Annotated in this window: 26 protein-coding genes; 15 read left to right on the forward strand and 11 right to left on the reverse strand. The window is 65.2% G+C overall.

From position 1 onward, the window contains the following. The first annotated feature begins 10 nt into the window (after positions 1-10). From CI15_RS02755 to CI15_RS02775, 5 genes are read left to right on the forward strand one after another with little or no spacing between them, the layout of a single operon-like run. Positions 11-577: a GspH/FimT family pseudopilin gene (locus CI15_RS02755; RefSeq protein WP_062124137.1), complete on the forward strand. Its 567-nt coding sequence runs from the start codon at positions 11-13 to the stop codon at positions 575-577. Continuing rightward, a complete protein-coding gene (locus tag CI15_RS02760) occupies positions 574-1,020 on the forward strand; it encodes a type IV pilus modification PilV family protein (protein WP_062124305.1) in 447 nt (148 codons plus the stop codon). Before CI15_RS02755 ends, CI15_RS02760 begins: the two co-directional genes overlap by 4 nt. After that, positions 1,017-1,823, forward strand: coding sequence for a type IV pilus assembly protein (locus CI15_RS02765; RefSeq protein ID WP_062124139.1), 807 nt, complete (start codon positions 1,017-1,019; stop codon positions 1,821-1,823). Before CI15_RS02760 ends, CI15_RS02765 begins: the two co-directional genes overlap by 4 nt. Beyond that, on the forward strand, positions 1,823-2,389 hold the full coding sequence (locus tag CI15_RS02770; protein WP_241495789.1) for a pilus assembly PilX family protein: 567 nt from the start codon (positions 1,823-1,825) through the stop codon (positions 2,387-2,389). Before CI15_RS02765 ends, CI15_RS02770 begins: the two co-directional genes overlap by 1 nt. Before the next feature lie 34 nt (positions 2,390-2,423). Beyond that, entirely contained in the window at positions 2,424-2,855 is a 432-nt protein-coding gene (locus CI15_RS02775) for a type IV pilin protein (RefSeq protein WP_062124140.1), read from the forward strand. Positions 2,856-2,887: 32 nt separating this feature from the next. Here the strand turns inward: CI15_RS02775 and CI15_RS02780 are convergent, their stop codons facing one another. From CI15_RS02780 to CI15_RS02790, 3 genes are all read right to left on the reverse strand, one after another. After that, the gene (locus tag CI15_RS02780; RefSeq protein WP_062124141.1) at positions 2,888-3,406 is read right to left on the reverse strand and encodes a DUF3318 domain-containing protein; all 519 of its coding nucleotides are present in this window, start codon (positions 3,404-3,406) and stop codon (positions 2,888-2,890) included. A 57-nt stretch (positions 3,407-3,463) separates the two neighbouring features. After that, positions 3,464-3,853: a phage holin family protein gene (locus CI15_RS02785; protein WP_062124142.1), complete on the reverse strand. Its 390-nt coding sequence runs from the start codon at positions 3,851-3,853 to the stop codon at positions 3,464-3,466. Positions 3,854-3,986: 133 nt separating this feature from the next. Continuing rightward, positions 3,987-4,289, reverse strand: coding sequence for an ElaB/YgaM/YqjD family protein (locus CI15_RS02790; protein WP_008919742.1), 303 nt, complete (start codon positions 4,287-4,289; stop codon positions 3,987-3,989). A gap of 336 nt (positions 4,290-4,625) precedes the next feature. Between CI15_RS02790 and CI15_RS02795 the strand changes: the two genes are divergently transcribed. Next, positions 4,626-5,264 carry a peroxiredoxin gene (locus tag CI15_RS02795; protein WP_062124143.1) on the forward strand — a complete coding sequence of 213 codons (639 nt, stop codon included), beginning with the start codon at positions 4,626-4,628 and terminating at the stop codon, positions 5,262-5,264. Between the two features lie 88 nt (positions 5,265-5,352). Here the strand turns inward: CI15_RS02795 and CI15_RS02800 are convergent, their stop codons facing one another. After that, positions 5,353-6,543, reverse strand: a complete 1,191-nt coding sequence (locus tag CI15_RS02800; protein ID WP_062124144.1) for an acyl-CoA dehydrogenase — start codon at positions 6,541-6,543, stop codon at positions 5,353-5,355. Positions 6,544-6,638: 95 nt separating this feature from the next. Between CI15_RS02800 and CI15_RS02805 the strand changes: the two genes are divergently transcribed. Further along, positions 6,639-7,424 carry an IclR family transcriptional regulator gene (locus CI15_RS02805; RefSeq protein ID WP_062124145.1) on the forward strand — a complete coding sequence of 262 codons (786 nt, stop codon included), beginning with the start codon at positions 6,639-6,641 and terminating at the stop codon, positions 7,422-7,424. 41 nt (positions 7,425-7,465) lie between these two features. Here the strand turns inward: CI15_RS02805 and CI15_RS02810 are convergent, their stop codons facing one another. Continuing rightward, on the reverse strand, positions 7,466-8,299 hold the full coding sequence (locus CI15_RS02810; protein WP_062124147.1) for an EAL domain-containing protein: 834 nt from the start codon (positions 8,297-8,299) through the stop codon (positions 7,466-7,468). A gap of 260 nt (positions 8,300-8,559) precedes the next feature. Here CI15_RS02810 and CI15_RS02815 point away from each other — a divergent pair, with 260 nt between their 5' ends. Genes CI15_RS02815 through fahA form a run of 3 tightly spaced genes read left to right on the forward strand, consistent with a single transcriptional unit; the run spans position 8,560 to position 12,613 of the window. Continuing rightward, a complete protein-coding gene (locus tag CI15_RS02815) occupies positions 8,560-9,915 on the forward strand; it encodes an MFS transporter (protein ID WP_062124149.1) in 1,356 nt (451 codons plus the stop codon). A gap of 56 nt (positions 9,916-9,971) precedes the next feature. Continuing rightward, positions 9,972-11,318 carry a homogentisate 1,2-dioxygenase gene (gene hmgA, locus CI15_RS02820; RefSeq protein WP_062124151.1) on the forward strand — a complete coding sequence of 449 codons (1,347 nt, stop codon included), beginning with the start codon at positions 9,972-9,974 and terminating at the stop codon, positions 11,316-11,318. After that, complete coding sequence (gene fahA, locus CI15_RS02825; RefSeq protein ID WP_062124153.1) at positions 11,315-12,613, forward strand: fumarylacetoacetase; 1,299 nt, start codon at positions 11,315-11,317, stop codon at positions 12,611-12,613. Before hmgA ends, fahA begins: the two co-directional genes overlap by 4 nt. A gap of 10 nt (positions 12,614-12,623) precedes the next feature. Here the strand turns inward: fahA and CI15_RS02830 are convergent, their stop codons facing one another. The 5 genes from CI15_RS02830 to CI15_RS02850 form a co-directional block, all read right to left on the reverse strand. Then, positions 12,624-14,432, reverse strand: coding sequence for a PQQ-binding-like beta-propeller repeat protein (locus tag CI15_RS02830; protein WP_062124154.1), 1,809 nt, complete (start codon positions 14,430-14,432; stop codon positions 12,624-12,626). A gap of 127 nt (positions 14,433-14,559) precedes the next feature. Continuing rightward, positions 14,560-15,720, reverse strand: coding sequence for an MFS transporter (locus CI15_RS02835; RefSeq protein WP_062124156.1), 1,161 nt, complete (start codon positions 15,718-15,720; stop codon positions 14,560-14,562). Between the two features lie 80 nt (positions 15,721-15,800). After that, positions 15,801-16,958 carry an MFS transporter gene (locus tag CI15_RS02840; RefSeq protein ID WP_062124158.1) on the reverse strand — a complete coding sequence of 386 codons (1,158 nt, stop codon included), beginning with the start codon at positions 16,956-16,958 and terminating at the stop codon, positions 15,801-15,803. A gap of 200 nt (positions 16,959-17,158) precedes the next feature. Further along, entirely contained in the window at positions 17,159-17,551 is a 393-nt protein-coding gene (locus CI15_RS02845; protein ID WP_062124160.1) for an SRPBCC family protein, read from the reverse strand. A 37-nt stretch (positions 17,552-17,588) separates the two neighbouring features. Continuing rightward, complete coding sequence (locus tag CI15_RS02850; protein ID WP_062124162.1) at positions 17,589-18,422, reverse strand: crotonase/enoyl-CoA hydratase family protein; 834 nt, start codon at positions 18,420-18,422, stop codon at positions 17,589-17,591. A gap of 98 nt (positions 18,423-18,520) precedes the next feature. Here CI15_RS02850 and CI15_RS02855 point away from each other — a divergent pair, with 98 nt between their 5' ends. Beyond that, positions 18,521-19,144 (forward strand): plasmid fertility inhibition factor family protein, encoded by a 624-nt coding sequence (locus tag CI15_RS02855; RefSeq protein WP_062124164.1) that lies wholly within the window; start codon positions 18,521-18,523, stop codon positions 19,142-19,144. A gap of 44 nt (positions 19,145-19,188) precedes the next feature. Here the strand turns inward: CI15_RS02855 and CI15_RS02860 are convergent, their stop codons facing one another. After that, the gene (locus CI15_RS02860) at positions 19,189-19,386 is read right to left on the reverse strand and encodes a hypothetical protein (protein ID WP_153041038.1); all 198 of its coding nucleotides are present in this window, start codon (positions 19,384-19,386) and stop codon (positions 19,189-19,191) included. Positions 19,387-19,865: 479 nt separating this feature from the next. On the opposite strand from CI15_RS02860, the gene aspT (CI15_RS02865) reads away from it, so the two are divergent. The 4 genes from aspT (CI15_RS02865) (at position 19,866) to CI15_RS02880 (ending at position 26,543) form a co-directional block, all read left to right on the forward strand. Continuing rightward, positions 19,866-21,548 (forward strand): aspartate-alanine antiporter, encoded by a 1,683-nt coding sequence (gene aspT, locus CI15_RS02865; protein WP_062124168.1) that lies wholly within the window; start codon positions 19,866-19,868, stop codon positions 21,546-21,548. A 135-nt stretch (positions 21,549-21,683) separates the two neighbouring features. Further along, positions 21,684-23,366: an aspartate-alanine antiporter gene (gene aspT / locus CI15_RS02870; protein WP_062124171.1), complete on the forward strand. Its 1,683-nt coding sequence runs from the start codon at positions 21,684-21,686 to the stop codon at positions 23,364-23,366. 117 nt (positions 23,367-23,483) lie between these two features. After that, positions 23,484-25,148: a bifunctional aspartate transaminase/aspartate 4-decarboxylase gene (locus CI15_RS02875; protein ID WP_062124173.1), complete on the forward strand. Its 1,665-nt coding sequence runs from the start codon at positions 23,484-23,486 to the stop codon at positions 25,146-25,148. 159 nt (positions 25,149-25,307) lie between these two features. Next, complete coding sequence (locus CI15_RS02880) at positions 25,308-26,543, forward strand: pyridoxal-phosphate-dependent aminotransferase family protein (RefSeq protein ID WP_062124308.1); 1,236 nt, start codon at positions 25,308-25,310, stop codon at positions 26,541-26,543. Positions 26,544-26,833 lie beyond the last annotated feature (290 nt).

Raw genomic sequence — 26,833 nt, forward strand, 5'->3', positions numbered from 1 at the left:
ACGCTCAGGGATGCAGATGAAATGCAAGAAGACTCACCGGCCATCGCGCGCCGGGTTCACGCTCATCGAAACGCTGGCGGTGATCGCGCTCGTGATACTGATCGTCGTGATGGCGATGCCGTCGTTCTTCGCATGGCATATGCGCGATCAGGTCGACGCGCGCTCGAAGGCGTTGCTATCGACGTTCGCCTACGCGCGCAGTGAGGCGCTGCGGCTCGGCTCCCGCGTCACGGTATGTCGCATCGATGCGGCGCGCGTCTGTCTTGCGTCGGGCCAACCCTGCGCCGACGGCATCGTCGACTGGGCCTGCGGCTGGGCCGTGTTCGCCGAGCGCGGCGGCAAGCCGTCGCTGTTGCGCGCGCAGCCGGCGCTCGCGGCGGTGAGCATCATCGGCGTGCAGACGGATATGACGTTCACGCCACCGGCTGGGCAACTGATGGGCGCGTTTCGAAGTTTCGATATCGAGCCGCGAAATCCGTCGAAATCGATGCAAGGCAACGCGTGGCGGCGCTGCATTAGTATCGCGGCAGGTGGTCGCGCGCGAATCTCGGAGGGCGCATGTGGCGCAACGTCATGAGACCGGCCGCACTCAAAACCGGATTGCGTACACGCGCATCGGCTTGCGACGGCAGCTCGCTGATCGAGGTGATGCTGGCGGTCGCGTTGATCGCGGTAACCACTCTGGGTTTGATCGCAGCTCAGCTGTGGACCGCACGCGAAGCGCGCGCGATGGCGTTGCGCGAGAACGCCGTGTGGCTAGCTGACTCGATTGCCGAAGTGACCAGCATATCTACCATTGGCGTTGCCGCGCTCAATCAATGGAGCGCGCGGGCGAGCATTCTGCTGCCGCGCGGCGAGGCATCGATCGGGGAGAGCGGTGTGGTCGCGACGGCGCGCGTGACATGGGCGTCCGTGCAGGATCGACCAGCTGCGGGCGACGTGATCGACAAACCGGAGCGTTGCGGCGACGTCGATGCGCCCGCTGGATCGTCGTGTGTCGCGTTCGCGTTCGTGAAATGAAGCGGCGGCATGGCGGACGAGGTCATACCCTGGTCGAATTCGTGATCGCGATGGCGCTTGGGCTGATCGTGACCGCGGGCGCCGTGTCTCTCTACACGACGCAGCGCAGCGCGTTCGTACAGGCTAGCAACGCGACGCGGATTCGCGAAGCCGGCTTGACCGCGCTGATGCTGATCGGCCAGCAGTTGCAGATGGCCGGCTTCGTCCCTTCGGATGTCGTTGGCTACAACGCGGCGCCTGCACTGTTCGGCTGCTCGGGTGGTCGTCCGACAGGCGCCGACGACAGCCTCGCTTGCACCACGTTGAGCACCGGTTCGGATGGCGTCGCGGTCCGTTATGTCGCCGACGTCGTATCGACGTGGCCATCGTCGAGTGGGCAGATCACCGATTGCGTCGGGCAGGCCGTCAAAAGCAGTGACGCGGCACTTGGCGATCAGGGCGCGCCGGTGGTCAATCGCTTCTTCGCCAATGTCAGCGGCTCCACGGGCGAGCCGGAGCTCTACTGCGTGGGTAGCGGTAATGCCGGCTCCGCGCAGCCGCTGGTCGAAGGCGTCGAGCGAGTGCGGCTGCGCTACTGGCTCGACGGCGCGGCGGATGCGGTGAACGCGTCGGCGGTGACGGCGGACCAATGGACCAACGTCGTGGCGGTCGATGTCTGCGTGCTGGTGCGAGGCGCGCCGCAAGGGCAGCGCTCGAAGTACATCGATTGCGACGGCGTCAATGCGCTCGGCACCGACTTGCGGCCCCGGCAGGCGTTTTCGCGCCGCGTCGCGCTGCGTAATCGCACGAAGGACTCGACGTGATGGACCATGACGCAGCAACGCTACGCGGCACGCCGAAATACTTAGGCAAGCGAAGTTGTCGAGCCCATGCCCGACGTGGACATCAACGCGGCGTCGTCCTGGCCATCGTGCTGTTGATCTCCGCGATGATGCTCGCCACCTCCGCGATCTGGTTCGAGACATCAATCGCGGCAACTCGCGCGGCGACCCATGTGCGCGACTATCTGCGGGCTTTCCATGCGGCGGATGCGGCGCTGACCTTGTGTGAGCGCAACCTGCTATCGGCCGGTGGCGACGCGCCCACAGCGCCGTTCGCTTCCGGCGAGCCGGTCCAATGGAAGCTCGAGTCCGCGTTCGATGCAGGCGCCGTCGTGCCTGTCGCGCAATGGCCTGGATCATCGAGCCCGCCTCGCTGCCTGGTCGAACCATGGCGTCTCGCTAGTCGCCCCAACGCTATCGCTTATCTGCTGACCGCGCGCGGCTTCGGCCAGAGCAGCGAGTCGCAGGTCTGGTTGCAGATGGAGCTGGTGATCGAGGATGGCGCGACCGAACATCATTGGCGGCGAGTTGCCGCGAGACCATTCTGACCGACGCATCGACATCGACATCGACTGGAGACACATGAGAAGGCAGAACACTTCCGCATTCACGCTGCTCGAACTCGTGATCGCGCTTGCGATTGCCGCCACGCTCGCCGCGTTTGCGATCCCTTCGTATCGCAGTCACATCGCGCGCACGCATCGCATCGATGCGGCGTCGGCGTTATATCGGGCCGCGCAATTCGTCGAGGGTGCGGCGGGTGATGGCGTGCCGGCCTTGCCTGCTGGACTCGATCAGGCGCCGCAGTTCGGCACGCCGGTGTATCGCGTGCGCGTGCTGCCCGCGGACGACACGAACGGCGGCTATTCGATCGAGGCGGCGCCCGCGGAAGCGGGTCCAATGCGCGACGACGCGTGCGGCGCGTTCACGCTAGATGCGACTGGCCAGCGAGGAAACAGAAACGACGCGGGGGGCTGGGCGCTCGCCAGCAGCGAATGCTGGAACACAAGTTAGAAGGTCATTGACATCCACCGCTGGCGGCGATCTCAATAGCCGGTTCGCATCGAATCGGCCCCGTCCGCCGCCGACTGCGCCGAAGCAGCAGCCGCAGCCGCCGCTGCCCGAGCCGCCGCCGACTCGTTCTTCATCTGTTGCCAGATCCGGAACGCTTCCCACGCGCCGAGCGCAATGCTGCCCCACTTGAGCGCGGGCTTCGCGCCCGCGACGACCGTCGCGCGCAGCGGTTTGGCAAGCAGCAGCGAAGCGATCGAGCTGATGACCGGATACTGCTTGAGTAACGCGCCGATCGTGCCCGCGTTGAGCACGCTCGCTTTCCGCCCTCTGCCGACGCGCACACCGCCGAAGCCCGGGATGATGAACTTGAGCCAGCTGAAATGCGTGACGGCCTGGCGCAGTTCCAAGGTGGCCTGCGCGAGTTCGACGCGCTCGACGTCCGCGCGCACGAGCAGCAATTCCTTGCGCAGCGCCCGCAGATGCGGTGCGCTCAGATCCTTCGACGGATGGCGCTTGTTACGAAAGGCGGTATCGGGACGGGATGGGCTCATGGCGTGTCGGCGGCAGTGTAGGTGAGGCGATGGATCGGAGGCGGTCAAACCTGCCCATCAGTCGCGGCTGCGAAACGCGTCGCGATCCTTTTCGAACTCGGCGATGGTCGCTTCGAACACCATCGGCGCGTTGCGCAAACCGCTGCGCGCCTTCAGCGCGCAGGCGAGGCCGGCAATTGCGTAGACTGCCGTGATGCCGGCGAGCGCCTGCCAACGGTAAGTGTCCCAGAAGGCTATGGCGATGAGGGCCGTCAACGCGATCAAGGCCATGGTGGCGAGCATCATCGCGGCAAGGCCGAGAAACAGCACGCCGAGCAGACGGTCTTTTTCCTCGGCGAGTTCGATGCCCACCAGTTCGAGCCGCGTCTGCAGGATGGCAAACACGGAACTGAGAATACGGCGCAACGGGCTGTGTTCTGCGCGCTGCGAGTGTGTTTCGGTCGTCATGGCTGTGGGCGTTGCGCGTGAGGGCCTGGCCGGCGCGCATGCACGCCAGCGGAAGGGGACCGGCGGGGCTCGCGCCGGTCCGCCGGTTTCGCCGGTGCGCCGGACATGCCTGCTCCGGCGGCCTCACCGGCCTTTACTTGCGATTGATCAGCAGACCGACCAGCACGCCGACGCCGGCCGCGATACCGATCGACGCCCACGGATGTTCGTGCACGTAGTCGTCGGTGGCGCGGGCGGCCTTCTTGCCTTTTTCGACAACCACGACCTGAACGTCGGCGGCCTTCTCCTTCGCCTGCTTCAGGCGCGTCAGCGCGGTTTCGCGCAGTTCCGACGCGCGTTCGCCGGTAGCGCTCGCAGCCTGTTTCAGCAGGTCTTCAGCGTCCGCGAGGACGGTTTTGATATCCGACATCAATCTCTCCTTGTTGACTTCCGACATTGACAGCTCCCTTTGTCTCACGCTACGCGTGAATCGTAACCAAAGAAACGGTCGCTGGCGAGCATAGTGCCGGTTGCTTGCCTCCGCCGCACGAACCGTTCCCGGCACTGCGCGACGTCAAGACACCCGCTTGAGGGTACTCTGCTCCAGACCGGTATGGGATTGAGTTGATCTGTCCCGCAAAGTTTCCGCCGAATGGGAGAAAATTACAAAAACGCATAAAGTCCTGACGCGATGTTGGTTCGCCATATACCACCGCTGCCTTATGCTTTATCGTGACGATCCTTCGCGGATACCGCCGCGAATCCATCCGAATACCAACAGGAGCTGCACTCTATGAGTCTACGTCTTGGCGACATTGCACCGGATTTCGAACAGGAATCGAGTATTGGCCGTATCAGGTTTCACGAGTGGCTCGGCAATAGCTGGGGCGTGCTGTTCTCGCATCCCGCCGACTTCACGCCAGTCTGCACGACCGAGCTCGGCCTGACCGCGAAGCTCGCGAGCGAGTTCGAAAAGCGCAACGTGAAGACGATCGCCTTGTCGGTCGACAGCGCGGAGTCGCACCAGGAGTGGATCAAGGACATCAACGAGACGCAGGCCGCCAACGTCGGTTTTCCGATTCTCGCGGACGGCGATCGCAAGGTCTCCGGGCTCTACGACATGATTCATCCGAACGCGAACGAGACGTTCACCGTGCGTTCGCTGTTCGTCATCGATCCGAACCGCAAGGTGCGCCTGATCATCACCTATCCGGCCAGCACCGGCCGCAACTTCGACGAAGTGCTGCGCGTGATCGACTCGCTGCAACTGACCGACAGTCACTCGGTCGCGACGCCCGGCAACTGGAAGCAGGGCGATGACGTCGTGATCGTGCCGTCGTTGAAGGACGAGGAAGTCATCAAGCAGAAATTCCCGAAGGGCTACAAGGCGCTGCGTCCGTATCTGCGTCTGACGCCGCAGCCGAACCGGTAAGCGGCGCGGCATCAAGCAAAAAAGCCGGTTCGAAGGAACCGGCTTTTTGCATTTATCGGCACTGCGTGTCGACGCTATGGCAGCGGAATCAGAAGAACGCCTGAATACCCGTCTGCGCACGGCCGAGGATCAGCGCGTGGACGTCGTGGGTGCCTTCGTAGGTGTTGACGACTTCGAGGTTCACCAGGTGGCGGGCCACGCCGAACTCGTCCGAGATGCCGTTGCCGCCGAGCATGTCGCGCGCGAGGCGGGCGATGTCGAGCGCCTTGCCGCACGAATTGCGCTTCATGATCGAAGTGATCTCGACCGCGGCCGTGCCTTCGTCCTTCATGCGGCCGAGGCGCAGCACGCCTTGCAGGCCGAGCGTGATTTCGGTCTGCATGTCGGCGAGCTTTTTCTGGATCAACTGGTTCGCGGCGAGCGGCCGGCCGAACTGCTTGCGATCGAGCACGTACTGACGCGCGGTGTGCCAGCACGCTTCGGCGGCGCCGAGCGCGCCCCAGGCGATGCCATAGCGCGCCGAGTTCAGACACGTGAACGGACCGCGCAGGCCGCTCACGCCCGGCATGATGTTCTCTTGCGGAACGAACACTTCGTCGAGCACGATTTCGCCGGTGATCGACGCGCGCAGACCCACCTTGCCGTGGATCGCCGGCGCCGACAGACCCTTCCAGCCCTTCTCGAGGATAAAGCCGCGGATGTTGTCCTTGCCGTCTTCCTCGAGCTTCGCCCACACGACGAACACGTCGGCGATCGGCGAATTCGTGATCCACATCTTCGAGCCCGACAGCGAGTAGCCGCCGTCGACCTTCTTCGCGCGCGTGACCATGCTGCCCGGATCGGAACCGTGGTTCGGCTCGGTCAGACCGAAGCAGCCGATCCACTCGCCGCGCGCGAGCTTCGGCAGATATTTGTCTTTCTGTGCGTCCGAGCCGAATTCGTAGATCGGCACCATCACGAGCGACGACTGCACCGACATCATCGAGCGGTAGCCGGAATCGACGCGCTCCACTTCACGCGCGATCAGCCCGTACGCGACATAGTTCAGACCGGGGCCGCCGTACTGTTCCGGAATCGTCGGGCCGAGCAGGCCGAGCTCGCCCATTTCGCGAAAGATCTCGATATCGGTCTTCTCGTGGCGGAACGCCTCCAGCACGCGCGGCAGCAGCTTGTCCTGCGAGTAAGCCGCGGCGGCGTCGCGCACCATGCGTTCGTCTTCGGTGAGCTGCTGATCCAGCAGCAACGGGTCTTCCCAGTGAAACTGCGCGGCTACGGCCATGACGTATCTCCTGATTTTCTCGCTCAGAACAAGCTTGACTTGAGTTCCGCCGTGCGAAACAATGTTTTGCAAACGACGACCGAGTGTACCATCCTATGACGCTGCCATCCACATTCTCCGCTGAGATCGACGAACGCAAATTCGTCGTCGCCCTCGCTCGCGGGCTGGACCTGTTGCGCGCGTTCCGGCCGGGCGAGACGTTGCTCGGCAATCGCGATTTCGTCGAACGCACGGGGTTGCCGAAAGCGACCGTCAACCGGCTCGCCTACACGCTGACCGTGCTCGGCTATCTGCGACTCGATGAAACGCACGGCAAATACGCGCTCGACGCCGGCGTGCTGTCGCTCGGTTTCGCGCTGCTGTCGGGCACCGACACGCTCGAACTCGCGCGCCCGCACCTGCGCAGCTTCGCGCGCGAGGTCGGCGCGGCGGTCTCGCTCGGTTGCCGCGACGGCCTCGACATGGTGTATCTGGAGACGATCCGCAGCGAGACCGCGTTGACGCTCGGCCTCGCGTCCGGCTCGAAAATGTCGATGCTGACGAGCTCGATGGGGCGCGCGTATCTCGCCGTGCAGCCGCTCGACGCCCGCACCGCGCTACTCGCGGAACTGAAAAAAGCGGCTGGCAAGATGGGGCCGATGCTGGTCGCCGAAGCCGAAAAGGAGATCGCCGCGTTCGCGACCGAGCACTGTTGCTACTCGTTTCGCGCGTGGCACGACGATGTGAACGCGGTCGCCGTGCCGTTTCGCGAGCCGCGCGAACAGCGCTGGCTGGTGCTCAGTTGCAGCGGGCCGGCGTCGTCAATGGGGGAGGAGGTATTTCGCGAGAATGTCGGGCCGCGCCTGAAGGCGCTCGCGCAACGCCTGGGAGAGCCGGGCTGAGGTCAGCCCGTGGCGCGTGGGCTAACCATGCAGTTGGCGTGTCACGCCGCCCGGTCGTGATAATGCGCGTTGAACACGGGCCCCTGCACGAACCGCACGTCGTACTGCTGCAAGGCGTCGAACTGCGCTTCGTCCATCACGCGATTGAAAATCAGCGGTACCCGCAGCCGGCTTGCGTAGCCGACGAGCGGCTTCACCGTCGCGTCGCGCAACGCGACCGTCGCATCCATCTTGATGAAGTCGAGCCGCGCGGTTTCCGACACCGACAGAATTTGCCCCGCGTTCGACAGATTGCCTGCCACCTTGAACCCGTAGTGCTGATAGCTGCGCGTCAGATAGCCCAGAAAGGTCTTGTGCGCGACCGCTGCCGCCGGCAGCTCGATCACGATGCGTGCCGGACTCAGATTGAACGACGTCAGCACGTTCGAAAAATGCAGCCCGTGGTCGTACTTCACGCTTTTCAGCAACCGTTCGTGCACGCGCAGAAACAGCAGCCCGTGCCGCTGCGCGCCGAAGAAATTGATCGCGTGCAGCGCGCGCGACATGCGGTCCAGCGCGACCAGTTGCTGATCGTCGGCAATGTTGTCGAATGGATCGAACACGTCGAACGGCGGCGCGTCGAGCCGGTGCGTGACCGCCTGAAAGCCGAGCTCGTCGCCGAACCGGTCGACCCCTTCCGCGCCGCATGACAGCGACTGCGCGAGCGCATGCACGCTGATGTCGAAGATCGGCTCGTAGGCGCTCGTGAGCTCGATGCCATCGAAGTGTGCGAGCGCGATGCCGGCGTGAGCGCCTTGCCCCATGGCCAGATGCTCGCCGAGAAACGGGCGATGAGTGGCGCGGGCGATCAGATCGGGGATGGTCGGCGAAATCATGAAATCGAATCAATGGCGACGATGAGCGCGCCGTGGGCGCGCGGCAACGCGACGCGGCGGTCGCATCCTTCGATGGTAGCAGTCCGAGCCGACTCCACATGAACAAAATGTTCATAACGATATTGGCCGAATGCCGATGGGCCGGGCCTGAGCGGGTAGTGGCGGCGCCCGCTGCACGCGCTTCCAAGGGTATACGTTAGTTTCACTATCCGTAATTGGTTTTACTATACGTAAATTCCAGTCTGGATGAGGGACGACCCGTGAATAACCAATCCGCCGCCAACGTGATCGAAGTCGAGCGCGTGCTCGCCGAAACGCATCGCCCGACCTTTCAGGCGATGCTGCTCGCGCTGTGCGGGCTGTGTTTGCTGATCGACGGCTTCGACGCGCAGGCGATGGGCTATGTCGCGCCCAGCGTGATCGCCGAATGGCACGTCGCGAAGACCGCGCTCGGCCCCGTCTTCAGCGCGAGCCTGTTCGGCATGCTGCTGGGCGCGCTCGGGCTGTCGGTCCTGGCGGACCGGATCGGCCGCCGGCCGGTGCTGATCGGCGCGACGTTGTTCTTCTCGCTGTCGATGCTCGCCACGCCGTTCGTCTCGACGATTCCGGCGCTGATCACGATGCGCTTCATCACGGGTCTCGGGCTCGGTTGCATCATGCCGAACGCGATGGCGCTGGTCGGCGAATTCTCGACGCCCGCGCATCGCGTGAAGCGCATGATGCTGGTGTCGTGCGGCTTTACGCTCGGCGCGGCGCTCGGCGGCTTCGTCAGCGCCGCGCTGATTCCGGCCTACGGCTGGCGCGCGGTGTTCTGGGTCGGCGGCGCCGTGCCGTTGCTGCTCGCGTTCGCGATGCTGGCGAGACTGCCGGAGTCGCTGCAGTTTCTGGTGCTGAAGGGCCGCAGCGAACGGGCCTTGAACTGGCTCGCGAAGTTCGACCCGGCCTTGCCGATCGGCCCGAACACGCGGCTCGTCGTCAGTGAAAAACGCAATGACGGCGCCCCCGTCGCCGAGCTGTTCCGTGCGGGCCGCGGTCCGGTCACGCTGATCCTGTGGGCGATCAGCTTCATGAACCTGATCGTGCTGTACTTCCTGTCGAACTGGCTGCCCACCGTGATGCGCGACGCGGGCTACACCCCGGGCACGGCCGTGATCGTCGGCACGGTGCTGCAAACGGGCGGCGTGATCGGCACGCTGCTGCTCGGCTGGTTCATCGAGCGCATGGGTTTCGTGCGCGTGCTGTTCGCGTGCTTCGCGCTCGCCGCGGTTGCGGTCGGCACGATCGGCGCGGTCGCGCATGCGCTGCCGTGGCTGCTCGTCGTCGTGTTCGCGGGCGGCTTCTCCGTGGTCGGCGGACAGCCCGCGGTCAACGCGCTCGCCGGGCATTTCTATCCGACCGCGCTGCGCTCGACCGGCATCGGCTGGAGTCTCGGCATCGGCCGGATCGGCTCGGTGATCGGGCCGCTCGTCGGCGGTCAACTGATCGCGCTGAACTGGTCGAATGCCGCGCTGTTCCATGCGGCGGCGGTGCCGGTGCTGTGTTCGGCGCTGCTGGTGGTCGCGCTCGCGGGCGTGACGCGGCAGCGCAGCCGCGCGGCCGGCGTGGAGCCGGCCTGACTGCAACGATCACGTATTAATCTGGAAAGAACAGAGCAACTCGCGGAGAACCTTGCATGGATACCTCAACACGTACGCCGGCCGACGAACGCCTGCGGCCTGAAATCGAGCCCGGCTACCAGTCGGGTTTCGCGAACGAATTCGCGACCGAGGCGTTGCCCGGCGCGTTGCCGACCGGCCGCAATTCGCCGCAGCGCGCGGCCTATGGTTTGTACGCCGAACAGATTTCGGGCACCGCGTTTACGGCGCCACGCGGTCACAATCGTCGCTCGTGGCTATACCGGATTCGCCCGGCAGCGATGCACAAGCCGTTCACGTTGATGCCGTCGGAGCGGCTCGTCGCGAACTTCGCGGAGGTTCCGCCGACGCCGCCGAACCAGCTGCGCTGGGACCCGCTGCCGATGCCGGTCGAACCGACCGATTTCATCGACGGCTGGGTCACGATGGCGGGCAACGGCTCGGCCGAAGCGATGAGCGGTTGCGCGATTCATCTGTACGCGGCCAACCGCTCGATGCAGGACCGCTTTTTCTATAGCGCCGACGGCGAGCTGCTGATCGTGCCGCAACAGGGGCGCCTGCATATCGCGACCGAAATGGGCCGCGTCGATATCGAGCCGTTCGAGATCGCGGTGATTCCGCGCGGCGTGCGCTTCGCGGTGAGCCTGCCGGACGGCAACGCGCGCGGCTATATCTGCGAGAACTTCGGCGCGCTGCTGCGTCTTCCGGAGCTGGGGCCGATCGGCTCCAACGGTCTCGCGAATCCGCGCGATTTCCTGACGCCGCACGCCGCGTACGAAGACCGCGAAGGCGCGTTCGAACTGGTCGCGAAGATGAACGGCAATCTGTGGCGCGCGGACATCGGCCATTCACCGCTCGACGTGGTTGCGTGGCACGGCAACTATGCGCCCTACAAGTACGACCTGCGCCGCTTCAACACGATCGGCTCGATCAGCTTCGACCATCCGGATCCGTCGATCTTTCTGGTGCTGCAATCGCAAAGCGATACGCCGGGCGTCGACACGATCGACTTCGTGATCTTCCCGCCGCGCTGGCTCGCTGCCGAAGATACGTTCCGCCCGCCGTGGTTCCATCGCAACGTCGCGAGCGAGTTCATGGGTCTCGTGCATGGCGTCTACGACGCGAAGGCCGAGGGCTTCGTGCCCGGCGGCGCGAGCCTGCACAACTGCATGTCGGGCCACGGCCCCGACGCGGACACGTTCGAGAAGGCGTCGCATATCGACACCTCGGTGCCGAAGAAAGTCGACGACACGCTGGCCTTCATGTTCGAGACGCGCACGCTGATCAAGCCGACGCGCTTCGCGCTCGAAACCGCGCAACTGCAGGCGCATTACTACGAGTGCTGGCAAGGCCTCGAGAAACACTTCAATCCGGAGCAACGATGAACGCGGTGAACGATCTCCAGGCGACGCTCGATCCGTCGCGCAAGAGCTGGATCGAGTCGGCCAACGACCCGGCCAGCGACTTTCCGATCCAGAATCTGCCGTTCGGCATTTTCAGCGACCGTGCCAACGACGCGCGGCGCGTGGGCGTCGCGATCGGCGATCAGATCGTCGATCTTGCCGCGTTGCAGGTGGCGGGGCTGCTGAGCGTGCCGGCGCCGAACGTGTTCGCCCGCGATGCGCTGAACGATTTCATCGCACTTGGCCGCGACGTCTGGCGCAGCGTGCGGATCCAGCTGAGCCAACTGCTCACGCGCGACACCGCGACGCTGCGCGACGCCGCCGCGTTGCGCGCGAAGGTACTGGTGCGCGCGGCCGAGGCGCGGCTGCATCTGCCGGTGCAGATTCCGGGCTACACGGATTTCTATTCGTCGAAGGAACACGCGACCAACGTCGGCTCGATGTTCCGCGATCCGAAGAATGCGCTGCTGCCGAACTGGTCGGAGATGCCGATCGGCTACAACGGACGGGCGTCGTCGGTGGTGGTGAGCGGCACGCCGGTGCGCCGCCCCAATGGTCAGCTGAAGCTGCCGGATCAGGAGCGCCCGGTGTTCGGCGCGTGCCGCAAGCTCGATATCGAACTGGAGACGGGTTTCATTATCGGCGGCGGCAATGCGCTCGGCGAGCCGATCGCATGCGAGGAGGCGGAGGCGCACATCTTCGGCATGGTGCTGCTGAACGACTGGAGCGCGCGCGACATCCAGCAGTGGGAATACGTGCCGCTCGGCCCGTTCAATGCGAAGACGTTCGCGACGACGATCTCGCCATGGGTCGTTACGCTCGATGCGCTCGAACCGTTCCGCGTCGCGCAGCCGGTGCAGGAGCCGCAGCCGCTCGCGTATCTGCGGCATCGAGGCGAGCACGCGTTCGACATCCATCTCGAAGTGACGCTGCGTGCGCAACACGCACGGCAGGCGAGCACGATCGCGCGGACCAACTTCAAGTACATGTACTGGACGATGGCGCAGCAGCTCGCGCATCACACGGTGTCGGGCTGCAACACGCGGGTGGGCGACCTGATGGGCTCGGGGACGATCAGCGGGCCGAGCGAAGATTCATACGGCAGCCTGCTCGAGCTGACGTGGAACGGCAAGAAGCCGCTGGCGTTGAGCGAGGGCGTCACGCGCACGTTCATCGAGGACGGCGATGAACTGGCGCTCGTCGGCTGGTGCCAGGGCGAGGGATATCGAGTCGGGTTTGGCGCGTGCACCGGGGAGATTCTGCCGGCCTGCGAGTGAGTGAGCGGTCTTACCCGCCCAACAATCCGAACACCGCCACCCCGTTCGTCGTGCCGACATACACCTTGCCGTTCGCAATCAATGGTGTGATGAACTTGTTGCCCGTGCCGAACTGATCGCGCGTGCCCATCTGGTTGCTGTTGTACAGCTCGTTGAGCGTGATCGGGTCGAACGCGTGGAGCGCCGCGACGGTGCCGTTTTCGGCTGCCCACACGATGCCGTTCGCGGTGCCGTTCGCCGAGACGCTCGGCGTCGTGCCGGGATAGGCGAAGGTCATCGCGCTTTGCGCGGACGGCGTGATCGACAGCTTCGCATTGGTCACGGTGAACGCTTTCAGATGATCGCCGACGGTGCCGAAATACACGCGCCCGTTGAAATAGGCGGGCATGCCCCATTCGCCGCCGGCCAGTTGCGCGGGAATCTCCTGATAGATGTTGTCGGTCGTCGCGTTGAACTTGCCCATCGAGTCGCGATTCAGCACGTAGACGGTGCTGTCCTTGCCCGCGCCGAGCGTCAGATGCTGCACGGTGCCGTTCGCGTCGGTCAGGTCCGGCAGTACGAGTGCGCCGCCGGAGCCGAGATCGATGTCGCCGTTGGACTCCTCCACGACGTTCGTCATCGCGAAGTAGTCCGCGACCGACAGGCCGCCCGACGTACCGAGCTTCAGGAACGCATTGCCGAAGTCGCTGCTTGCCGGAAAGCCGCTCGCGTTGAGCGTGGTGTCGAAGGTGCCGTTGGCATCGAGCAGATAGATCGACGAGCCGTCCGAGGCCGGTCCCGCGCCGCTCATCCAGACCGAGCCGCCGATGCCGTTGGGCGTTACGTTGAGCACGCTGGTCTGCTGCAACGTATCGGCGCTATAGCTCATGATCCAGCCGGTATAGCCGCCGTTATCGCAGTGCGAGGTCCAGGTCGTGTAGACCGTGTTGCCGAGCTGCAGCAGCGCCGCGCGCTCCGCATACAACGACGGTGTGAACGGCACGACGCCGTTCGTATTGCCCGCGCCGCCACCCGGGTAAGAGGCGGTAATTTCGGTGGGACCGTTCAGCAGCTCGGCGCCTGTCGCGAGGTCGAGCGCGTGAATGCGCTGATGATAGCCGCCGGCCGCGTCCTTCGACATCGCGACGACGTAGATCGTGCCGTGCGTGCCGCGCGAACGGTCGATCACTGGCGTAGACGTGACGCCGATCGTATTGACGATCTGCGTGCAGCCGAGGTCGTCGCTCGGGGTTTCGCCGGTACGTAGCGTGCTCGCCTGCCACAACGTCGCGCCGGTATCGGCATCGAATGCGAACACACTGTCGTTCTCGGTCGCGACGTACAGCACGTTGTGCGTGCCGCCCGCGATCGCCAGTGAACCGACGAATAGCGGCTGCGCGTCGACCTTGCCGTCGACGGTAAAGAAGCCCACCTTGCCGAATGTCGATGCCGTCACGTTGGCGGGTGTCAGCCTGGTTTCGCTGAGGTTCTGGCCGGTGCGCGCAATGTCGTCGTGATAGGTGAGCACGTCCTGCACGGCGGCCATCGAGGTGCCGCCCATCGACGTGCCCGAACCGCTGCCCGTGGACGTACCCGAGCCGCTGCCCGAGGTACCCGTGCTGCCGGTCGTGGTGCCGCCACCCGTGGTGCTGGTACCACCGCCGCTCGCCGCGCTCGGGCTCGATGCGCCCGCCGCGCCGCTACCGCTGCCGACGCTCGACCCTGTCGGGGCGCTGCTGTTTCCGCCTCCACCGCCTCCGCAGTTCGCGGCGGCGATCGCGGCTGCCGCTATCGCCACGCCCAACAAGCAGGTACGGCGCAAGGGGCGCAGAGAAACCATGGCGGACTCCCGGTTGCTTGCGGTGGTGCCACGAAATATGGACCGTGTGGAGCGATCCCGCGCAACGTCGAATGAAGAGTAACACCCGGGGTATAGATCGCCAACGCCAGCAACTAGCGTCGATTGGTCAACTCGCCGCTTGCAGCACGATCCGCCGACGCTCCCACCACGCTGCCAGCAAGAACGCGAGCGCCGCGCACAACAGCACGCCGACCACGGCATCGTGGCCGACTTTCTTCATCAACGCGCCGGCCAGCAGCGGGCCGCCGAAGCTCGCCGCGCTCCACGACGCGCCGACCAGCGAGCTCGCCGACACCAGCGCGACACCGCGAAAGCGCTCGCCGCACGCCACGAGCGATAGCGTGTAGATCGCGCCCGCGGCCGCGCCGAGCACATACAGCAGCGGCCAGCGCAACCACGGCGAACCGACTGCCCATGGCAGCAGCGGCAACAACGCGACGACCACGATGCCGCAGCCGATATGCACGCGCTCGCGCCCAAGCCGGTCGGCGAGCCAGCCGAGCGGAAACTGCATCGTCGTGTCGCCGAGCAGCAGTGCCGAGGCGAACAGCACGGCCATTTCGCTCGAAATGCCGTGCGACATCGCGAAGAGCGGCAGCAGCGATAGCGCGATCGTGTCGAACAGGGCAAAGAAGCCCGTGCCGATCACGAGCGCGGGCATGCGCGGCAGCACGCGGCGCCAGGCGCCATGCTCGGCGTGTTCGTCGCTCGATGCGTGCGGTGTCGCGCGAATCGTCGCGAGCAGCGGCAGCGCGAGCAGGAAGATCGCACCGCACAGCAGGAAGCGTCCCTGCGTGAAGCCGGCGATCTGGCTCACCAGCACCGGCCCCGACATCTGGAATAGCGTGAAGTTGGTCGCGTAGATGGCGATCACGCGCCCGCGCGAGGCGTCGTCGGCGAGCTGGTTGACCCACGCCTCGCCGATCGTGAACAGCAGCATCAGCGCGGCGCCGCACAGCACACGCAGCAGCGCCCATAGCCACAGGTTCTCGGTGAGTTGCATCAAGGCGGTCGCAAAGGCAACCACCAGGACCGCGCCGACGATCACCTGCCGGCCGCCGAAGCGCGCCGCGATCCAGCCGGCGAGCGGTACCACCACGAGACCGCCGCCCGCCTGCGCGGCGGTCAACAGACCGACTACGTCGGTACCGTAGCCGGCCTGGGCGAGCGCGAGAGCGGTGAGGGGCAGCGTCGCGCCGCTGCCGAGTCCGACCACGGCGACGCTCAGAATCAGCGCGAGGAAATCGCGGGTGAAGATGACTTTCATCGGCGGGGATGCTACTACGCGTGGGGGCCGCGCGCAGCTTTGCCGTCAGACGTGCCGGGTTTCGAAAAGGCCGGCAAAACTTACCCCGCCACCGCCACCCGCCGCTCGATCGATACCGACCACAACGTCAGCAGCAGCGCGCCGAGCGCGGTCGCGACGCCAACCCACGGCAGCGTCGTCAGCGGCGCGCCCGCGCCGATCGCCATGCCGCCGAGCCATGCGCCGGTCGCGTTGCCGAGGTTGAACGCGCCCTGGTTCAACGTCGACGCAAGATTCGGCGCGTGGCTCGCACGATCGACGATCAGCATCTGCAGCGGCGGCACGATCGCGAACGCGAGCACGCCCCACGCGAAGACGGTCAGCATCGCCGGCATGCGTGCGTGCATCGTGCCCGCGAACACACACAGGATCACGACGATCGCCATCAGAAACGCGACCAGCGACGGCATCAGCCGCCAGTCCGCGAGCTTGCCGCCGAGCGTGCTGCCGACCGTCAGGCCGAGGCCGAACAGCAGCAGCACCAGCGTGACCGCGTGCGGCGTGAAGCCTGTCACGTCCTCGAGGATCGGCGTGATGTAGGTGAAGGTCGAAAACAGGCTCGCCGACGCGAGCACGCTGATGCCGAGCACCATCAGCACCTGCGGGTTCTTCAGCACGCTGAATTCGCGCACGAGGCTCGCCTTGTGCATCTCGATCTTCGCGGGCAGGCACACCGCGAGCGCGGCCGCCGCCACGACGCCGATGCCGGTCACGGCCCAGAACGTCGCGCGCCAGCCGACCGCCTGGCCGAGCGCGGTTCCGAGCGGCACGCCGAGCACGTTGGCGAGCGTGAGGCCGGTGAACATCAGCGCGATCGCCTGCGCGCGGCGATTCGGGGCGACGAGGGCCGCCGCGACCACCGAGCCGATGCCGAAGAACGCGCCGTGGCAGAACGCGGTGACGATGCGCGCGGCCATCAGCACCGCGTAGCCCGGCGCGATCGCGCACAGCAGATTGCCGACGATGAACACGCCGATCAGGCTCATCAGTGCCTTTTTGCGCGGCATGTTGGCGACCGCGATCGCGACGATCGGCGCGCCGATCGTGACGCCGAGCGCGTACGCGGAGACCAGCATCCCGGCTGCCGGAATCGACACGGACAGATCGCGCGCCACGTCGGGCAGCAGCCCCATGATGACGAACTCGGTGGTACCGATTCCAAACGCGGCAACGGCAAGGGCAAGCAGAGGCAATGGCATGGCGATGATGGGGTGTGACGCGTGATGCGGCGCGAACGGCGCGCGCCGGGCGGGCGTTCCCGGGGCGGGAATGCTGTCGCCGGGTAGGGAGAAAACAGTAGGGGATTCTACCTAAGTCAAATCTGGCGTGCAGACGCTCAGAACAGGTGTTGTTTTTTGTGAAAAGCGGCGGTGGCGCGCCCGAGCCGCGGGGGCGGCGTTCAGCACCGCGCGAGGTTGCGCCCGAGGGCCGCGCAGCCCGCATCCGTCAGCGCCTCGACCACGGCGCTGCGCTCGTCGGGCTTGAAGTCGGCGATCCAGATCACGCGGCATCGCGCGGGCGCGTCGGCCACGACCTGCAGCGTCGCGTGATGATGCTCGAAGCGTCCGCCGCCCACCGAGTAGGCGAGCCGCATATGGGCATCGTCGACCGCGATCACGCGCTCCTCGATCTCGGTGCCGTCGGCGAACGTGACCCAGCGCAGATCGCCTTCCATGCGCGCCGCGATCAGCACGCCTGCGAACACGCGGGCGACGTCGGCGGGGTTGCGCAGCGCCGCCCATGCGTTTGCCGCGGCGGTTTCCACGGCGATTTCCCGGTAGATCGTAGCCATTGCAGTTCCTCTCTGTCCCGTTTCGACAAACCGTGCGTCAACGATCGCGCCGCGTCGCATGGTCCGGATCGAACGTCTCGCCATGGCGCCCCGCGCCGGACGCAAAGCGCGCCGCGCCAGCCATGCCTTCGGCGAAGACGGCCGCGTAGCCGCCCGCGCCTTCCCGGCGCAACGCCAGGGCGAGATCGTCGAGCGAGCTGTTTTCGAGCGCGGAGCGACGATCGGCGAGCAGCGCCGCCTGCGGAAACGCGGCGAGCTCCGCGGCCAGCTGCTCGGCGGCCGCGCGCGCTGCGCCGTTCGGCACCACGCGGTTGGCGAGCCCGAACGCGAGCGCCTCGCTGGCATCGACCGCGCGGCCGGTCAGGATCAGATCGAGCGCGCGCGACAGCCCGATCAGCCGCGGCAGCCGGATCGTGCCGCCGTCGATCAGCGGAATGCCGACGCGCCGGCAGAACACGCCGAGCACCGCGCCTTCCTCGACGACGCGCAGGTCGCACATCGCGGCAAGCTCCAGGCCACCCGCGACCGCATGGCCGGCGATCGCGGCGACGACCGGCTTGCTGAAGCGCATGCGCGTCGGTCCCATCGGACCGGGGCCGCCGCCGTCCGCGTGCAGTTCGTTGCGGCGCGTCTCGTCGCCAAGCGCGCTCAAGTCCGCGCCCGCGCAAAACGTGCCGCCCGCGCCGAATAGCACGGCCGCGCGCCAGGCCGGCTCCGCCTCGAAGCGGCCGAACGCGGCGCTCAACGCATCGGCCACCTGGCGATCGACCGCGTTGCGCCGCGCGGGCCTGTCGAGCACGATCGTGGCGACGCCTTTTTCGTCGTTCGACTCGATTCGCACATGGTCATTGAAATATTCGCTGGCTATCATCGTTACGTACCTTAAGGGTATCTGAAGGGCGGTACTTGCCGGTCGATACGGTAGTGTTGCAGCACGCTCATGCAGCGTAATTAATCCGGTGGGATGTCATGTTTCTGTCACACCCGACTCGTAGCGTTACCGCTCTATTAATGCGCTGGCGTTCGTTCGCCAGCTTGTCGAGCGCGCCTTTGTCCCTGCCATTGCCCAATTCATCGCCGGCCTCCGGGCCGTCCTGCGCCGAAACGGTCTGGATCGTGCCGCTGCAGGAGCATTCGTGGTACGACCATGTGCGCCTGAAGCGCGTATTCGTCACCGACGGCACACGCCACCAGGTGGTGCTGATCGATCTGCGCAAGCTGCTCCAGTGCGCGGATCGCGACAACACCGATTACGTGCTCAAACCGGTTGCCGAGTGGCATGCGGGCAAGGTCCGCGGCATTCGGGAGTTTCTCGATCCCGACAGCCCGCGCGTTCCGCAGATGCCGTACGTGACGATTTCCACGCGCCGCGCGCCGGGGTTGCTCGGCTGGATTGGCATCGAGCGCGAGGGCGTGGTGGCGTTTCGCAACGGTCAGCATCGCGCACGCTATCTGGCCGAGGCGGGCGCGCGTTGGTGTCCGGTCGAAGTGCACGAGCGCGAGGCAGCGTTGCTGCGCGAACTGTGCGGCGCGGCCGACGACGCGCGCACCGTGATTCGCGCGACGCCGCTGGGCGGCGAGGGCAGCGTCTAGCTTGCGCGTTGCGCGGCGCTTGCCGTACGACACGGATCTCACTTCTATCCCGCCACATACACGACGTTGCGCGGCGTGCCCGGCTCGAAGGCGGGCACCCGTATGCCTAAGCCATACGCGTGGATTGCGGTGTCGCTATCGGGCGCAAACTCCTGAAAATACCGTTTAAAGCCGTGCGCGGCATTGGCCTCGGTAAATATGTCGATGTCGTATTGACGGTTGCTGAACCGGATCAAGCGCATATCGGGCTCCGAAGAAACGTGCATTTACCGCGCTTTTGCGAAGTCAGTTTTTCGTAAGAAAATAACGTTGACAGGGGTGCAAAACTGCAATATCAAATGACTAGCATTCCGAACAAAGCACGTTGAAACGTGCTGCAAGAAATTGGCCAACAGCAGAATTCTTTTTCACGATGTTAGGCGACTTCGCGACGAAAGAGTAACTGGAGAGCATTCGGGAAATCGGTCCACTGCCTTGCGCTGCTGGGCGGAACGTTCGCCCGGATGTTCGTGTGGCGGCGCGCCGGGCGCCGATCGCGTGGTTCTCCTCACACCATAGCTGCGCTTTACTGCGTCGCGCTATCGGCCATTTGATGTGTCGCGCATCGCGCGTGTTACGCGCGGCGTGGTCATCGTGTCACCTTGTGTCAGACGGTTTGATTCGGTTTTCGAGCGGTTGGTGCTCTGTTTTTTCCAATCAACCTGTGAATCGGCGAGCCAACATGATCGGTGAGTTGCTGAGGTCTCAGCCTGAAATCGCGCTTTTTGCGTGTCTTGCCATTGGCTATTTCATCGGCTCATTTCGTATCGGCCCGATTCAGCTCGGCGGCGTGTGCGGCACGCTGATCGTCGCGCTCGTGCTCGGCCAGAGCGGCGCGCGCATCGCGCCCGATCTGAAGAACATCGCGTTCGCGCTGTTCATCTTCGCGCTCGGCTTCACCGGCGGCCCGCAGTTCTTCGCGAACATCGGACGCGGCTGGCGCTATGGCTTGCTCTCGGTGGTCGAAATCGTCTCGGTGCTGGTGCTGATCATGATCGCGGTCACCGTGATGCGGCTCGATGTCGGCACCGCGGCTGGACTGCTCGCGGGCGCGGCGACCGAGTCGGCGGTGATCGGCACCGCGTCCGAGGCGATCGCGAGGCTCGGTCTCGGCGACGCCGAGACGCAGCGTCTGCAAGCCAATATCGTGACCGCCTACAGCGTCAGCTACCTGTTCGGCCTGATCACGATCGTGCTGTTCACGAGCCAGTTCGCGCCGTTGCTGCTGCGCGTCAACCTGCGTGAAGAAGCCGAGCGTGTATGGCGCAAGCTTGGCGGCGAGGGTGCGTTCAGCGAAGGGCAGAGCGCGGCCGCGCCCGCGCTCGTCGGCCGCGCGTTTCGCATCGACAAGGCCGCCGGCCTGACGGTGCGCGCGCTCGAAGAGCAATACGGCTACAACCTGACCGTCGAGCAGATCGAGCGGCACGGCGCGGACCTGCCGGTCTCCCAGGAGACGCGGCTCGCGGCCGGCGATATCGTGCTCGTCAACGGACGGCGCGCCGCGGTCGTTGCGGCGTCGACCGGCCTCGGCGAGGAGGTGGTCGGCGCGGACTTCGCCCAGGTGTTCGCGCAACGGCTCGACGTGGTGCTGACGCGGCCCGACGTCAACGGACTGACGGTCGAGCAGCTGCGCGCCCAGGCGAAGCCGGAGAACGCGCGCGGCGTCTACATCGCGGCGATCACGCGGCTCGAATCGACGGTTCCCGCTTTACCCCGCACCGTGCTCAATCGCGGCGACGTCCTGACGCTGGTCGGTGCGAAAGCCGATGTCGAGCGCGGTGCGAAGCGGCTCGGCTACGTGCTGCCGCCGACACAAAAGACCGACTTCGTCTATCTGGGCCTCGGCGTGCTGGTGGGGATGTTGATCGGGCGGCTGGGCGGCAGCATCGGCGGCGTGACGCTCGCGCTCGGCACGGGCGGCGGCTGCCTGCTGTCGGGGCTGCTGTTCGGCTGGATCCGCTCGCGTCATCCGCTCGTCGGCTCGCTGCCGTCGGCGGCCGCGCAGATCATCAAGGACTTCGGACTCGCGACGTTCATCGCCGCGGTCGGACTATCGGCCGGACCTGACGCGATCAAGCTGGTGCGCGAATACGGATTGGCGCTACCGCTCGCCGGCATCCTGATGGTGCTCGTACCCGGCCTGCTGTCGCTATGGATCGGCCATGCGCTGCTGAAGCTCGAAGCGCCGATGCTGCTCGGCGCGATCGCGGGCCAGCAGTGCAGTACGCCGGCGATCAGCGCCCTCGTCGGCGTGACCGGCAATTCGACGCCGGTGATCGGCTACACGATCACCTATGCGTTGTCGAACATCCTGTTGCCTTTGATGGGGCCCGTGGTGGTGGGTCTCGCCGGCAAGCTCGGCTAGCCCGACTTGCCTAACGTGGATGCCGCGCGGCGCTTCGCACCGTGCGACACATCAGGCGCTCGCGCGGCACAGACGCGCGCCTGATCTGTACCGGGTATCGCCAACGAAACCCGCCAACTACTCAGCGAGGGCACGATGGACTGGCTACACAACATCTTTCACAAGTCACCCGAGATGGCGCTGTTCCTCTCGCTCGCGGTCGGCTACTTCATCGGGCAGATCAACTTCGGCAAGTTCCAGCTTGGCGGCGTCGGCGGCTCGCTGCTGGCGGCGGTCGTGATCAGCCAGGCGGGCGTGACGGTCGACAACGGCGTGAAGGCGGTCATGTTCGCCGTGTTCATCTATGCGGTCGGCTACGACTCCGGGCCGGGTTTCTTCAACTCGCTGAACCGCAAAACGCTGCGCGAGATCGCGATGGCGGTGTTTCTCGCGGTCAGCGCGCTGATCACGGTGGTGGTGTGCGCCAAGCTATTCCATCTGAACAAGGGGCTCGCGGCTGGGCTGGCGGGCGGCGCGCTCACGCAGTCCGCGATCATCGGCACCGCGGGCGACGCGATCGCGCGGCTCGGCCTGCCCGCCGATCAGGTCAAGTCGCTGCAATCGGATGTCGCGATCGCGTACGCGGTGACCTACGTGTTCGGCTCGCTCGGCGCGATCATCGTGTGCGTGAACATCCTGCCGAAGTTCATGGGACAGGGCTTGCGCGAAGCGTCGATCGAAGCTGAGCGCGAACTGTCGGCCGGCGCGACGACACACGGACCGGGGCAGGTGGCCGCGCTGCCCGAACTGATCGGGCGCGCGTACCGGATCGACTTCAGCGCCGGCAAGAGCGTGCAGGCGGTCGAGTCGCTGCATGGCGAGAACCTGACGATCGAGCGCATCAAGCGTGGCGGCCAGCAACTCGAGCCGAAGCCCGAGCTGGTCTTGCAGCCCGATGACATCGTGCTGGTGGTGGGCCGTCGCGAGGCGGTCGTCGAGTTCGGCGCGAAAGGCAACGAGGTTGGCGACGCCGAGGACATCGGCGTCGTGATGCAGACCCGCGAGGGCGTGTTCACGCGCAAGGGCATGAACAACACGACGATCGCGGCCGCGCGCCAGGCGATCGATCGCGACACGCGGCACGGTGTCTATGTCCAGAGCATCTCGCGCGCGGGCCAACCGCTGCCGGTGCTGCCCGAAACGGTGTTGCAGCACGGCGACGTGATCACGTTCTACGGCTCGCCGAAAGACACCAAGCGCGCAGTCGACGCCGCCGGCTACGAGCTGCCGTACAGCAACAAGACCGACTTCATCTATATGGGCGTCGGCCTCGTGATCGGGCTGTTGATCGGACTGATCGTCGTCAACATTGGCGGCGTGCCGCTCACGCTCGGCTCGGGCGGAGGCTGTCTGCTGTCAGGCCTCGTGTTCGGCTGGATGCGCGGCAAGCATCCGATGTACGGCGTGATGCCTTCGGCCGCCTCGCAACTGCTGAAGGACTTCGGACTCGCCGCGTTCGTCGCGGTGGTCGGCCTGAACTCGGGCTTGCAGGCGGTCGTCACCGTCAAGCAGAGCGGCATGACGATCTTCCTGCTCGGCGTGTTCGTGACGCTGTTCCCGCTGCTCCTGACGATGCTGTTCGGCCGCTACGTGCTGCGCTACAACAACGCGGCGATCCTGGCCGGGGCGCTGTCCGGATCGCGCAGCGCCAACCCGGCGTTCGGCGGCGTGCTCGACAAGGCCGAAAGCGCGGTGCCGACCGTGCCGTTCGCGATCACCTATGCGATCGCGAACGTCGCGCTGACGCTGCTCGGGCCGCTGGTGGTCGGGCTCGTGTAGCGCGTAGCGCGCAGGGAGCGATCCTCGGCACATTTTTCATCGACACTTTTCGCCGGCCGCAATCGGGCGACCCGTGCCCAGGCCGGCGTGTTTCACCTCTTCACTGGAGAACGCATCATGGCAAAAGAGAAGGGCGACAAGAAACGCTCGGACGTGGACGCGGGTCTTGCCGCGCTGAGCCCGTTCGAACTGAAGGACGAACTGATCAAGGCCGCCGGCGGCGGCGCGGTCGAACGGCCCGCCAACGCCTCCATGCTGAACGCCGGCCGCGGCAACCCGAACTTTCTCGCGACGATTCCGCGCCACGGCTTCTGGCAACTCGGTCTGTTCGCGATGCGTGAGTCCGAGCGGTCGTTTGCCTATATGCCCGAAGGCGTCGGCGGCTTTCCGCGGCGCGAAGGGCTGGTCGAGCGGTTCGACCTGTTCCTGCGCGAGAACAAGGGCGTGCCCGGCATCGCCTTTCTCGCGAGCGCCATCTCGTACGTGCGCGATCAGCTCGGACTGTCCGGCAGCGACTTTCTGTACGAAATGTGCGAAGGCATTCTCGCCTCGAACTATCCGGTTCCCGACCGGATGCTGAAGCTTTCCGAAATCATCGTCGGCCAGTATCTGCGCCGCGAGATGATCGGCAGGCATCCGTTCGTCGGCGAGTTCGACATCTACGCGGTCGAAGGCGGCACCGCGGCGATGACCTACATTTTCAACACGATGCGCGAGAATCATCTGATCAACGCGGGCGACACGATCGCGCTCGGCATGCCGATCTTTACGCCCTACATCGAGATCCCGGAGCTGAACGACTATAAGCTGAAGGTCGTGCATATCAACGCCGATGTCGCGAACAACTGGCAGTACTCGAAAAAGGAACTCGACAAGCTGCGCGATCCGAAGGTGAAGGCGTTCTTCCTCGTGAATCCGAGCAACCCGCCGTCGGTGAAGATCGACGACGCGAGCCTCGAGCACATCGCCGACATCGTCAAGGAGCGTCCCGATCTGATCCTGCTGACCGACGACGTTTACGGCACGTTCGCCGACAACTTCGTCTCGCTGTTCGCGCTCGCGCCGAAGAACACGATCCTCGTCTACTCGTACTCGAAGTATTTCGGCGCGACCGGCTGGCGTCTCGGCGCGGTGGCGACGCATCGCGACAACGTGCTCGACAAGCTGATCGGCGACTTGCCGGCCGACGTCAAGAAGGAGTTGCACCATCGTTACGAGTCGATCACGACCGAGCCCGACAAGCTGAAGTTCATCGACCGGCTCGTGGCCGACAGCCGCACCGTCGCGCTGAATCACACGGCCGGGCTGTCGACGCCGCAGCAGGTGCAGATGGTGCTGTTCTCGCTGTTCTCGCTGATGGACACGCCCGACGCGTACAAGAATGCGCTGAAGCGCCTGATCCGCAAGCGCAAGCAGGCGCTGTACGAAGAGATCGGCATCGCGTTCGAAGACGACGACCCGAACCAGGTCGACTACTACACGATCGTCGACATCGAGTTCCTCGGCGAAAGAGCGTTCGGGCGCGAGTTCGTCGACTGGCTGCTGAAGAACACCGAGCCCTCCGAGCTGCTGTTCAGGCTCGCGCGCGAGGCGCGCGTGGTGCTGCTGCCGGGGCGCGGTTTCGGCACCCAGCATCCGTCGGGGCGCGTGTCGCTCGCCAATCTGAACGAGTCGGACTATCGCAAGATCGGTCGCGCGATGCGCAAGCTGATCGAGGACTATGTCGAGCGCTATAACGCGGCGACCGGTAGCAAGCTCGACAAGACCAAGGTCATGAAGTGACGGGCGGCCGCGGGTGTCCCGTGCACCTCGCGGCTGGCTAGCCTGGCCAAAAAACTTGCGCAATCGCGCGGTTCGGTGAATGATCGGACGAACGGCCTCGAGCGGCGTGCCTGCCGCGAGGCCGTTCGTTCCTTTGCGCTTCAAATTCACACACCGACCATGCCGACCTCATCTCCAACTTCAACCACCACTACCGTTGCTTCGTCCGTCCCCTGTCCGGTTGTCGAATCGCTCGACGCCATCCTTCCCGAAGAACCGCTGCTGATGATGGGCGCCGGCCCCGTGCCGATTCCCGCCGCGGTCGCGAAGGCCAATGCGATCGTGATCAATCACCTGGGCGGCACGATGGCGAAGGTGGTGAACCAGGTGAAGACGATGGCGCGCTATGTGTTCCAGACCCAGTCGAAGTGGGTGCTCGGCGTCGCGGGACCGGGATCGGGCGCGATGGAGATGGCGATCTCCAATCTCGCGTGGGAAGGCACGCGCATGCTGTGCATCAAGAACGGCTTCTTCAGCGACCGCATGGGCGAAATGGGCCGGCGCGTCGGTGCGCGCGTGAGCGTGCTCGAAGTCGCGGACCGCACGGTCGCGAGTCTCGATCAGGTCGCCGAGGCGCTGCGCCGCGAGCGTCCCGAGGTCGTCACGGTGGTGCAGGGCGAGACGTCGAACACCGTCTGGAATCATCATCTGAAAGACATCGCCGCGCTCGCGAAGGAAGCGGGCGCGCTCGTGATCGTCGACGCCGTTTGCACGCTGAGCACGATGCCGCTAGAAATGGACAACTGGGGTATCGACGCGGTGATTACCGGCGGCCAGAAGGGCCTGTCGTCGATTCCGGGCGTGTCGCTGATCGCGTTTTCAGACGCGGCGTGGGCGCGCGTCAAAAACCGCACGGCGCCCAATACGCACTGGTGTCTCGATGCGTCGCTGGCGGAGAACTTCTGGCACAACGCCGGTTACCACTACACGGCGCCGGTGTCGGGCGTGCTCGCGCTGCACGAGGCGCTGCGGCTCGTCTGTGCGGAGACGCTGGAGAAGCGCTTCGCGCGCCACCTGAAATGCTCGCTGGCGTTGCAGCAGGGTGTCACCGCGATGGGCCTGCAGCTGTACGCGCCGGAGAATTGCCGCCTGAACTCGGTGGTCGGCATCGAAGTGCCGGACGGCCTGAGTCCCGCCGACGTCTGCGCGCATATCTCGCGCCAGCATCAGGTGGAGATTTCCGGCTCGTTCGGGTTGCCGATAGTGCGTATCGGCCAGATGGGCGAGCAGTGCCGCGAGCACAACCTGTTTCGCACCGTGCACGCGCTCGGCCGCACGATGGTCGATCTCGGCGTCAAGGTCGATCTGCCGGCGGGTGTCGCCGCGCTCGAGCGCGGCTTGTCCGAGGGTAAATAATCTATTTATCGATGCGCTGCGGATAGCATTCGCAGCGTGTATTTTTTGCACGATCCTGCACTTTATCGTCTGGTTAGAAAGTCTTTTCTTGCCATTATCGCGAAGTATAAAGTTAATGCTTCGCAACGTTTTTACATAACAATGGCCAAGTCCCAAAACCCTTACGGAATAAGGCTCTCCGCCTTTCGGAAGGGTTTTTCTTGTCTTCTTACTTTCTACTGTTCTTTGTGCGCCGGCGCACTTATCCGCGCCAGGCGGAAACGTAAAGTAGGTCACGGCAAGAGCAGCGC

The sequence above is a fragment of the Paraburkholderia monticola genome, from assembly GCF_001580545.1.
Taxonomy (GTDB): Bacteria; Pseudomonadota; Gammaproteobacteria; order Burkholderiales; family Burkholderiaceae; genus Paraburkholderia; species Paraburkholderia monticola.

Excerpts from the sequence above, each read along its gene's own strand:
- aspT (WP_062124168.1), top strand. The coding sequence starts at position 19,866 with ATGATCGGTGAGTTGCTGAGGTCTCAGCCTGAAATCGCGCTTTTTGCG.
- CI15_RS02795 (WP_062124143.1), top strand. The coding sequence starts at position 4,626 with ATGAGTCTACGTCTTGGCGACATTGCACCGGATTTCGAACAGGAATCG.
- hmgA (WP_062124151.1), top strand. The coding sequence starts at position 9,972 with ATGGATACCTCAACACGTACGCCGGCCGACGAACGCCTGCGGCCTGAA.
- CI15_RS02785 (WP_062124142.1), bottom strand. The coding sequence starts at position 3,853 with ATGACGACCGAAACACACTCGCAGCGCGCAGAACACAGCCCGTTGCGC.
- CI15_RS02770 (WP_241495789.1), top strand. The coding sequence starts at position 1,823 with ATGGACCATGACGCAGCAACGCTACGCGGCACGCCGAAATACTTAGGC.
- CI15_RS02840 (WP_062124158.1), bottom strand. The coding sequence starts at position 16,958 with ATGCCATTGCCTCTGCTTGCCCTTGCCGTTGCCGCGTTTGGAATCGGT.
- CI15_RS02775 (WP_062124140.1), top strand. The coding sequence starts at position 2,424 with ATGAGAAGGCAGAACACTTCCGCATTCACGCTGCTCGAACTCGTGATC.
- CI15_RS02880 (WP_062124308.1), top strand. The coding sequence starts at position 25,308 with ATGCCGACCTCATCTCCAACTTCAACCACCACTACCGTTGCTTCGTCC.
- CI15_RS02810 (WP_062124147.1), bottom strand. The coding sequence starts at position 8,299 with ATGATTTCGCCGACCATCCCCGATCTGATCGCCCGCGCCACTCATCGC.
- CI15_RS02780 (WP_062124141.1), bottom strand. The coding sequence starts at position 3,406 with ATGAGCCCATCCCGTCCCGATACCGCCTTTCGTAACAAGCGCCATCCG.
- aspT (WP_062124171.1), top strand. The coding sequence starts at position 21,684 with ATGGACTGGCTACACAACATCTTTCACAAGTCACCCGAGATGGCGCTG.
- fahA (WP_062124153.1), top strand. The coding sequence starts at position 11,315 with ATGAACGCGGTGAACGATCTCCAGGCGACGCTCGATCCGTCGCGCAAG.
- CI15_RS02855 (WP_062124164.1), top strand. The coding sequence starts at position 18,521 with ATGTTTCTGTCACACCCGACTCGTAGCGTTACCGCTCTATTAATGCGC.
- CI15_RS02845 (WP_062124160.1), bottom strand. The coding sequence starts at position 17,551 with ATGGCTACGATCTACCGGGAAATCGCCGTGGAAACCGCCGCGGCAAAC.
- CI15_RS02790 (WP_008919742.1), bottom strand. The coding sequence starts at position 4,289 with ATGTCGGAAGTCAACAAGGAGAGATTGATGTCGGATATCAAAACCGTC.
- CI15_RS02850 (WP_062124162.1), bottom strand. The coding sequence starts at position 18,422 with ATGATAGCCAGCGAATATTTCAATGACCATGTGCGAATCGAGTCGAAC.
- CI15_RS02755 (WP_062124137.1), top strand. The coding sequence starts at position 11 with ATGCAGATGAAATGCAAGAAGACTCACCGGCCATCGCGCGCCGGGTTC.
- CI15_RS02875 (WP_062124173.1), top strand. The coding sequence starts at position 23,484 with ATGGCAAAAGAGAAGGGCGACAAGAAACGCTCGGACGTGGACGCGGGT.
- CI15_RS02830 (WP_062124154.1), bottom strand. The coding sequence starts at position 14,432 with ATGGTTTCTCTGCGCCCCTTGCGCCGTACCTGCTTGTTGGGCGTGGCG.
- CI15_RS02860 (WP_153041038.1), bottom strand. The coding sequence starts at position 19,386 with ATGCGCTTGATCCGGTTCAGCAACCGTCAATACGACATCGACATATTT.
- CI15_RS02760 (WP_062124305.1), top strand. The coding sequence starts at position 574 with ATGAGACCGGCCGCACTCAAAACCGGATTGCGTACACGCGCATCGGCT.
- CI15_RS02805 (WP_062124145.1), top strand. The coding sequence starts at position 6,639 with ATGACGCTGCCATCCACATTCTCCGCTGAGATCGACGAACGCAAATTC.
- CI15_RS02800 (WP_062124144.1), bottom strand. The coding sequence starts at position 6,543 with ATGGCCGTAGCCGCGCAGTTTCACTGGGAAGACCCGTTGCTGCTGGAT.
- CI15_RS02835 (WP_062124156.1), bottom strand. The coding sequence starts at position 15,720 with ATGAAAGTCATCTTCACCCGCGATTTCCTCGCGCTGATTCTGAGCGTC.
- CI15_RS02765 (WP_062124139.1), top strand. The coding sequence starts at position 1,017 with ATGAAGCGGCGGCATGGCGGACGAGGTCATACCCTGGTCGAATTCGTG.